Source organism: Cryobacterium algoricola (genome assembly GCF_004402485.1).
GTDB lineage: Bacteria > Actinomycetota > Actinomycetes > Actinomycetales > Microbacteriaceae > Cryobacterium > Cryobacterium algoricola.
The window spans coordinates 98,347-105,941 of record NZ_SOFG01000012.1; the positions used below are offsets into that span (position 1 = coordinate 98,347).

At 70.7% G+C, this 7,595-nt stretch carries 10 protein-coding genes; 7 read left to right on the forward strand and 3 right to left on the reverse strand.

Annotation, left to right across the window (positions count from 1 at the left end; translation table 11 throughout):
- Positions 1 to 125 precede the first annotated feature (125 nt).
- The 5 genes from E3O44_RS11890 to E3O44_RS11910 all read left to right on the forward strand — a co-directional run bounded on the left by E3O44_RS11890 (position 126) and on the right by E3O44_RS11910 (position 3,997).
- Positions 126 to 1,130 carry a hypothetical protein gene (locus tag E3O44_RS11890; protein WP_134534987.1) on the forward strand — a complete coding sequence of 335 codons (1,005 nt, stop codon included), beginning with the start codon at positions 126 to 128 and terminating at the stop codon, positions 1,128 to 1,130.
- Between the two features lie 68 nt (positions 1,131 to 1,198).
- Positions 1,199 to 2,299, forward strand: coding sequence for a M4 family metallopeptidase (locus tag E3O44_RS11895; protein ID WP_134534988.1), 1,101 nt, complete (start codon positions 1,199 to 1,201; stop codon positions 2,297 to 2,299).
- On the forward strand, positions 2,296 to 2,565 hold the full coding sequence (locus E3O44_RS11900; RefSeq protein WP_134534989.1) for a protealysin inhibitor emfourin: 270 nt from the start codon (positions 2,296 to 2,298) through the stop codon (positions 2,563 to 2,565). Before E3O44_RS11895 ends, E3O44_RS11900 begins: the two co-directional genes overlap by 4 nt.
- Positions 2,566 to 2,726: 161 nt before the next feature.
- Complete coding sequence (locus E3O44_RS11905; protein ID WP_134534990.1) at positions 2,727 to 3,152, forward strand: pyridoxamine 5'-phosphate oxidase family protein; 426 nt, start codon at positions 2,727 to 2,729, stop codon at positions 3,150 to 3,152.
- Complete coding sequence (locus E3O44_RS11910; protein ID WP_134534991.1) at positions 3,152 to 3,997, forward strand: SDR family oxidoreductase; 846 nt, start codon at positions 3,152 to 3,154, stop codon at positions 3,995 to 3,997. Before E3O44_RS11905 ends, E3O44_RS11910 begins: the two co-directional genes overlap by 1 nt.
- A gap of 22 nt (positions 3,998 to 4,019) precedes the next feature.
- On the opposite strand, the gene E3O44_RS11915 is transcribed toward E3O44_RS11910, so the two are convergent.
- Positions 4,020 to 4,427 carry a hypothetical protein gene (locus E3O44_RS11915; protein ID WP_134534992.1) on the reverse strand — a complete coding sequence of 136 codons (408 nt, stop codon included), beginning with the start codon at positions 4,425 to 4,427 and terminating at the stop codon, positions 4,020 to 4,022.
- Positions 4,428 to 4,495: 68 nt separating this feature from the next.
- Between E3O44_RS11915 and E3O44_RS11920 the strand changes: the two genes are divergently transcribed.
- Entirely contained in the window at positions 4,496 to 4,780 is a 285-nt protein-coding gene (locus E3O44_RS11920) for a DUF167 domain-containing protein (RefSeq protein WP_241976295.1), read from the forward strand.
- Between the two features lie 35 nt (positions 4,781 to 4,815).
- On the opposite strand, the gene E3O44_RS11925 is transcribed toward E3O44_RS11920, so the two are convergent.
- Together E3O44_RS11925 and E3O44_RS11930 are read right to left on the reverse strand one after the other, a co-directional pair.
- Positions 4,816 to 5,187: an FKBP-type peptidyl-prolyl cis-trans isomerase gene (locus E3O44_RS11925; protein ID WP_134534993.1), complete on the reverse strand. Its 372-nt coding sequence runs from the start codon at positions 5,185 to 5,187 to the stop codon at positions 4,816 to 4,818.
- A gap of 241 nt (positions 5,188 to 5,428) precedes the next feature.
- Positions 5,429 to 6,646, reverse strand: a complete 1,218-nt coding sequence (locus tag E3O44_RS11930; protein ID WP_134534994.1) for a PrsW family intramembrane metalloprotease — start codon at positions 6,644 to 6,646, stop codon at positions 5,429 to 5,431.
- Between the two features lie 303 nt (positions 6,647 to 6,949).
- Here E3O44_RS11930 and E3O44_RS11935 point away from each other — a divergent pair.
- Positions 6,950 to 7,595: bifunctional transcriptional activator/DNA repair enzyme AdaA (locus E3O44_RS11935; RefSeq protein ID WP_174775077.1), on the forward strand; the 646-nt coding region annotated here is incomplete at its 3' end.

The following is a 7,595-nucleotide window of genomic DNA, read 5'->3' on the forward strand; positions in this document are numbered from 1 at the left end:
AATCTGACTCCAGCAGTGCAATATGAATAGTTCTTTAGGTATATTAATAGCAGATTGGTAGACTGTACCCCATAAGGGGGCCTCCCATTCCGAGTCATCAGGCTTTTCGCTCATTCGTTCCCACCGTGCTCCGTCGATGTCTGCTTCTCGCGGCCGCGCTCGTCCTCGCCGCCGTCACCGTGGCGGTCCTTCCCGTTCCCGCAGCCTCGGCCGCTCCGCTCGGCAGCAGCGTCACCCAGTGCAACGGCGTTGCCGGGATCGGCGGCGGCACCGGTGCGGTCGAATGCTCCGTCGTCGTCGAGAACAACCTCAACCTCGCCACCGGCGCGACGAGCTCGACCGTCAGCACGATCGTCTGCGTCCACGCGGCCAACACCCTCGTCGACTGCGGCGCCCCCACCGTCGTCGCGGGCACGACGCTCGTCACGACCGTCTCCCAGTGCAACGGCTCGATCAACGTCGGCGGCGGCAACACCCTGTGCTCCGTCAGCGTGGTCAACACACTGACCGGATCCACCACGCCGAAGCCCGCGACCGTCAACCAGTGCGTCGGCTCCGGCGTGTCGACGACCCTCGACTGTGCGCCCGTGAGCAACACGAGCGGCGCAGCGGTGACGCAGTGCAACGGTTCGGGCAACGGCGGCGGCGGCGATGTCTATTGCCGCGTCGACACCGCATCGACGACAACGGCGCAGCTCCCCGTGACGGTCAACCAGTGCAACGCCTCGAGCAACGGCGGCGGTTCGACCGTCCGGTGCACGACCTCCCTCCTCACCCGGGTTCTCTCCGTGAACCGAGCAACTGCGGTGACCCACGCGGCGGCGACTCCCGTCGAGGCCACGACGACCACGACAGGAACCACCCCTGCTGTCACCGCGGTCGCTCCCCCGGTCGCCTCCGGCACCCCCTCCACCGGGACGGCCTCGCAGAACCCGGTGACCATCACCTCCGCCGCACGGGCCGGCGTGCTGCCGCCCGTCGACTTCTCCCGGCTCGCGCACACCGGAGTCGACGTCGAACCGGTCCTGACCACCGGGATCGCTCTCGTCGTCTCCGGGCTGCTGCTCGTCGGGTTCGCGACCCGGCGTCGCACCCGCGCCTGGATTCTCCGCCTGACCGGGACCCCCTAAGTCCCGTCACCCCGGACGATCCATCGCGGGGCCGTGCGTTTGTCGGCGCGCAGTGACACACTCGAGCCATGAGCAGCCGAGAGTACGTGACCCGATGCGCCATCGTTCCGCCGTATCTCCTGGTGCGGCTCGCCAGGCTCGACGACCCGCACTACGCGGGCGCAGCCGAGGCGGCACGGCATTCGCTCCTGCGGGACGCGCCGCTGCGCGAGCGACGCAGCGCGGCGCATCCGCCGCCCCTGCGCCCGACGACCCGCGGTACGGCCGCCACTCCCGGTGAGCTCGACCGGGCCGTTTCGGATGCCGGTGGCCTCGAACGCCTGCCCGGTCGCCTGGTGCGGTCGAAGGCCCAGGTCCCCGTCGGCGACGTCACGGTGAACGAGGCCTGGGACGGCCTCGGCCACACCCACGCCCTGTTCTGGACCCGGTTCGGGCACGACTCGATCGACGGGCACGGGATGCCCATCGAGGCGAGTGTGCACTACGGCCGCGACTACGACAACGCCTTCTGGGACGGGGAGCGGATGGTCTTCGGCGACGGCGACGGGCAGGTGTTCACCCGGTTCACCGCGTCCCTGACGGTGATCGGCCACGAGCTCACCCACGGGGTCACCCAGTTCAGCGCCAACCTGACCTACGAAGGGCAGTCGGGGGCTCTCAACGAATCCGTGTCCGACGTGTTCGGCGCGCTCGTCGAGCAGTTCGCCCTCGGGCAGTCCGTCGCCGAGGCGAGCTGGCTGATCGGTGCGGGGCTCTTCACCGACCAGGTCCAGGGCGCGGCGCTGCGCTCGCTCAAGGCCCCGGGAACGGCATACAACGACGACGTGCTCGGCATGGACCCGCAGCCGTCGGACATGGCCGGCTACGTCGACGGAGAAGACGACAACGGCGGCGTGCACCTCAACTCGGGCATCCCGAACCGGGCGTTCTACCTCGTGGCCGCCGAGCTGGGCGGCAACGCCTGGGAGAGCGCCGGCCAGATCTGGTTCGACACCCTCACGAGCGGAACGCTGCGGCCCCGCGTCGACTTCGCCGGGTTCGCGCGCGCAACCGTCACGGCGGCGACCAGGCGGTTCGGCCCCGGCTCCCGCGAGCACGCCGCCGTCGTCGCCGGCTGGAGTGGCGTCGGGCTCGGGAAAGGACTCGGCGGAGTAACATCGCGGGCATGAAGGTCATCGTTTCGCGAAGCGGTGGCATCGCCGGAGTGCGGGTCACCTGGGAGGTCCAGGTCGATGATCAGGCCGACCCGGCGGCGTGGGCCGATTTCCTCGCGTCCCTGCCCTGGGACGACGTCGTCGAGAGGGCGCCGGAACCGGACCGCTACGTGTACCGCATCCGGTGCGCCCCGCACGAGGTCGTGCTCGCGGAACCGGACTTGTCCGGCCCCTGGCGGCAGCTCGTCGACCGGGTGCGCACCGCACACGACCACGGCTGACGCCCCGGCTACCGCCACCGCCGCGCTCGGGGTGCGCTCGGGGTGCGCGTCGCCCTGGTCACCGGGCCGTGCTGCGCGACCGGGACATTCGGGTCTGCCCTGAGTTCGCCACGACCGCGCAGGGTGGTGGCGGAGTACCCGGTTGCGTGGGAATATGAACCATGGAAACCAACGACCTGTATCCGGTGCATGTCCTCGACGAAGAGGAATGCTGGGACCTCCTGATCTCCTCGAGCTTCGGCCGCCTCGCCCTCAGCATCGCGGGCGAGCCGGACATCTACCCGGTCAACTTCGTGGCGGCCGACCGGCGCCTGGTCTTCCGCACCGCGGAGGGCACCAAGCTCCTCGAACTCACCGTGAACAACAAGGTCGCCTTCGAAACGGACGGCATCGGACGCGACGAGGCCTGGAGCGTCGTCGCCAGGGGCCGGGCGCGGGTACTCGAGCACCAGACCGACATCGATGCCGCAGACCAGCTGCCACTGCGCCCTCTCGTGCCGACCCTCAAGTACATCTACGTGGAGATCGTCCCGGAGACGGTCAGCGGTCGTCGGTTCACGCTCGGGCCAGAGCCCGAACGGTACTGATGAGCGGTACGGCCGTTCCCGGCACCGTCCTGATCACCGGAACTTCCTCGGGGATCGGGCTGCAGGCCGCGGTTGCGGCCGCCCGCTCCGGGCACACGGTCGTCGCGACCATGCGCACCCTCGAGGGAGCGCGCGCCCTGCGCGACGCGAGCGCAACCGCCGGCGTCACCCTCGACATCCGGCGCCTCGACGTGACGGAACCCGGGTCGATCGCCGAGGTCATCACGCACATGCTCGACCGGTACGGCCGGATCGACGCCGTGGTGAACAACGCAGGGGCCGGCCACGTCGGCACGATCGAGAACGAGAGCCTCGACGTCGTGCGCGCGGTCATGGAGGTCAACTTCTTCGGTGTCGTGAGCGTCACCCGGGCGGCGCTGCCGCACCTGAGACAGGGCCGCGGCCGACTGATCACCGTCACGAGCGTCGGCGGCGTCGTCGGCCAGCCCTTCAACGAGGCGTATTGCGCCGCGAAGTTCGCGGTCGAGGGGTTCATGGAGAGTCTCGCCCCCGTCGCAGCGACCGCGGGAGTCGCGGTCACGGTCGTCGAACCCGGCGCGGTCGCGTCGTCCTTCGTCGACAACGTCGGCCTCGACCCGCGCGCCAGCCCGCCGAACGATCCATACGCATCCGCCCTCGCGGGCTACCTCGCCAGGGCCGCACAGTCGTTCAGCGCCGCGCAATCGGCGGAGAGCGCCGGGGCCTCCGTCGCGGCACTGCTCGACGGCGAGCGGCCGCCGTTCCGGGTGCAGACCTCCGACGCGGCGCGCGCGTTCGTCGGCGTCAAACTCGCCGATGCCGACGGCTCGGCCGTGCAGCGGATGACCGCCGGCTGGCTCGACTAGCGGCCTCGACCAGCGGCCTCGACTACCGGCTGAGGCGCAGGAAGCGGAGCACGGCCAGCCCGTAGGCATCCGCCACGTCGGCCGCCTCGACGGCCTCGAGCGTTCCCGCGAGCAGCGCGGTGACCCGGTAGGCGTCGTCGCCGAGCCGTTCGAGGGAGTGGAAGGCCGCTCCGAGCATCTCCCGGAGCTGGTCCTCCCTCGGGAGCCAGAGCGCATCTTCGAGGGCGAGCGAGTCGAGTGCCCATTCGGTCGTTCCGTTGAACCCGAGAATGGTGCCGGTGTCGAATTCGTGCGGCTCGATGGTCATCTCGCTGACCGTGAACACCTCGACGTCGAAGCCGGCCCGTTCGATCCGGAACGCGTCGCCGGAGGACGGCCGCCAGGCGAGCCCGGCGGCTTCGAGGGCGCGGGCGCAGTCAATTGAGATCATGGGACATTCTCATCCGGACGAACGCAGACCACTAGCGTTGAAGGGAAGAGTTTTCAGGAGGCAGTACCGTGACCCGAACCGTGAACCTGACGGTGCACGTCAAGCCCGGCAGTCGCAAGGGTCCCCTCGTCGCTGTCGACGACCCGGCCGCGCTCGGCACCCCTGCGACGACGAGCGCTCCGGCGGATGCCTCGCTCACGGTCTACCTGCAGCAGCGGGCCGTCGAGGGCGCCGCCAACGACGCCCTCGTCAAGCTGCTCGCGAAGCACTTCGCCGTCTCGAAGAGCGCCGTCACGATCGTGCGCGGACACACCTCGCGGGTTAAACACGTGCGCATCGACCACGAGTCGTGATCGATGCGCACGGGAACCGCCGGTAGCGGTGCGGCCTAGCTGACGCCGCGCAGGTCGATCACGAAGATGAGGGTCTGACCGGAGAGGCGGTGTCCTCCGCCGGCGGGACCGTACGCCAGGTGCGGCGGCACGACGAGCTTGCGACGCCCGCCGACCTTCATGCCGGGGATGCCCTGCTGCCAGCCCGCGATGAGCGAGCGCAAGGGGAAGTTGATCGACTGGCCACGGCTCCACGAGGAGTCGAATTCGTCGCCGGTGTCGTATTCGACACCGAGGTAGTGCACGTCGACGGTCGCGCCGGGAGTCGCCTCGGCGCCCTCGCCAACCACGATGTCGGTAATGGAGAGCTCCGTGGGCGCTGGGCCCTCCGGTGCGTCGAGTTCGGGCTTGGTGTTCAGATCAGTCATGCACCCATCCAATCGGATATCCCGGCAGCATGCACGCTGAAAATTACCCCTTGCGCGAACGCCCCTCGAAGGCGCACGATATCAGCAAGAACTCGTCATCCGGGAGAGTTGTCGGCAGTGCCACACCACCGGATGACGAGTTCACTCGTTAACCGGCAGCCCGTTAACCGGCCGCCCGTTAACCGGCCGCTCGTCGACCTGCCGCGCGCGGCATCCGTCGTCGGGCAGCGGATGCCTGCCCTCAGCCGATGACGACCGCCCGGTGCGCCTGGACGAGGGCGAGAAGTGCGGCCTCGTCGGCGCGGGCGACCCGGTCGGCGGTGCCGTTCAGCATCCGCTGCCTGGCGAAGGCGAGCCGGGTCGCGTCGGCGATGAACCGGCGCATCGCGAGGCGACGTTGCCGCGGCTGCCCGGCGGCCCAGGCGCGCGCCTGCCGCCGCCCTGGACCCGTCGCGAGCATCGAGACCTCGCGGGGCGTGAACCAGCCGGCCGCGGCGTACTCGCCGAGCCGGGCGACGGTGATCCGCTCCTCCTGGCGCCGGAGCAGCACGACGGCGACGATGTAGCCGATGAAGAGCGGGAGTTGCACGAGCACGTAGTAGAAGAGCAGGGCGGAGTCGCTCGTGAGCAGGTAGGCCGCGCCGTTCCAGAGTGCGTGCAGGGCGACCGCGAGCGCGAATCCGGCGAGGACGATCAGCACCCGGCCAAGCGCTCCGCCGGCCCTGCTGCGGCTCGCGATGCCGAACGCGATCCCGGTACACGCGGTGAAGGTGACATGGGCGAACGGGGAGAAGACCCCGCGCACGAGGAACGTGAAGCCGAGACTCTCCGTCCCGCCGTCGAGCATGGCCACCCCGAAGTACTGGATGTTCTCGGAGAACGCGAAGCCGGCCGCGATCGTCGCCGCGTAGACGATGCCGTCGACGGGTCCGTCGAACTGACGCCGGAGCACGAGGAACAGCAGCAGGATCCCGACGCCCTTCGCGCCCTCCTCGACGAGGGGCGCCTGCAGCACGGCGGCGAACGCGTCTGTGCCTGCTCCGGCCTCGGAGCCGGGGCGGGAACTCCCCGCCGCGGCGAGCGCGAGCTGCACGCCGAGGTCGAAGACGAGGGCGGTGACGATGGAGATACCGGCTCCCCAGAGGAAGGCGAACCAGAGCGCCGGACGGGGTTCCGGCTCCCAGCGGTCGATCCAGCGCACCACGAGCAGGATGCCGGTGAGCGGCACGAGGGCGAGCAGCAGGCACAGCCCGAGGGCGGATGCGCCGAGGAACGTGGACAGGTAGACGAAGACGAGCAGCAGGGCCAGGCCCCCGAGCACGAGCCCGATCACCGTCAGGGCGATCAGGCCGCCGGGGGTGCGGCGCACGGGTGCGGTCCACACCGGGGACACCGGTGTCGTGGGAGCGCCGAGAGTCGGGGCGGCGGCACCGGGTGCGGGAGCTGGCTCAAGGGTCATGACCCACAGGATAGCGGCCAGGCCGGTTGCGGCTCCCACCGCGTTCGGGGGTCGCATGCAGCACGCGCGGCTCGTGCAGGGCTCGTACAGGGCTCGTGCGGCGGGGTCGGCGATGTCCGAATTCCGCTACCGTCGCCGGGCCGGGGATGGCAGGCTGGATGCGTGACCCCTCCCGACGCCATCAGACACTCGCCCGGCCGGTCCGGCACGACCGGCCGGTCCAGCATCACCGCCCGGTCCGGCACCGCGGAACGCGGCGACGACCGCCTGGCCGACCCGGTCTTCGCCGAACGGTACCGCGCGATGAGCTCCCGAGACGGGCGCTTCGACGGCCAGTTCATCACGGGCGTGCACACGACCGGGATCTACTGCCGGCCGAGCTGCCCGGCGGCGACCCCCCGGCCGGGCAATGTCACCTTCTACCTGACGAGCGCCGCGGCGCACGAGGCCGGCCTGCGCGCCTGCAAGCGATGCCTGCCCGATGCGGTGCCCGGCTCCCCCGACTGGAACACGAGGGACGACCTCGCTGCCCGCGCGATGCGGCTGATCGACGACGGCACAGTCGAACGCGACGGCGTGCCCGGCCTCGCCCGCCGCCTCGGCTACACCCCGCGCCACCTCACCCGGGTGCTCGTCGCCGAGCTCGGCGCCGGTCCCCTCGCCCTCGCCCGGGCGCACCGCGCCCAGACCGCGCGCCTGCTCCTGCTCGGCACCGCCCTCCCGATCAGCGAGGTTGCCTTCGCCGCCGGATTCGGCAGCGTGCGCCAGTTCAACGACACGATCGCCGCGGTCTACGAGCGCACTCCCGGCGAGTTGCGCCGCTCGGCGCGCGCGACACGTGCCGGCGGGCCCACGGGCGACACCAGGGCGGCCTCTCGAGGCGCGACCGACGCAGGAAGATCGGCCACCGCGCGCACGGCGCCGGCCGCGCGCGACCGGCGCCCGCAGC

What these genes read in the sequence shown, in the direction of transcription:
- E3O44_RS11925 (WP_134534993.1), bottom strand. Translation starts at nt 5,187, where the DNA reads ATGACTGATCTGAACACCAAGCCCGAACTCGACGCACCGGAGGGCCCA.
- E3O44_RS11900 (WP_134534989.1), top strand. Translation starts at nt 2,296, where the DNA reads ATGAAGGTCATCGTTTCGCGAAGCGGTGGCATCGCCGGAGTGCGGGTC.
- E3O44_RS11905 (WP_134534990.1), top strand. Translation starts at nt 2,727, where the DNA reads ATGGAAACCAACGACCTGTATCCGGTGCATGTCCTCGACGAAGAGGAA.
- E3O44_RS11915 (WP_134534992.1), bottom strand. Translation starts at nt 4,427, where the DNA reads ATGATCTCAATTGACTGCGCCCGCGCCCTCGAAGCCGCCGGGCTCGCC.
- E3O44_RS11930 (WP_134534994.1), bottom strand. Translation starts at nt 6,646, where the DNA reads ATGACCCTTGAGCCAGCTCCCGCACCCGGTGCCGCCGCCCCGACTCTC.
- E3O44_RS11895 (WP_134534988.1), top strand. Translation starts at nt 1,199, where the DNA reads ATGAGCAGCCGAGAGTACGTGACCCGATGCGCCATCGTTCCGCCGTAT.
- E3O44_RS11910 (WP_134534991.1), top strand. Translation starts at nt 3,152, where the DNA reads ATGAGCGGTACGGCCGTTCCCGGCACCGTCCTGATCACCGGAACTTCC.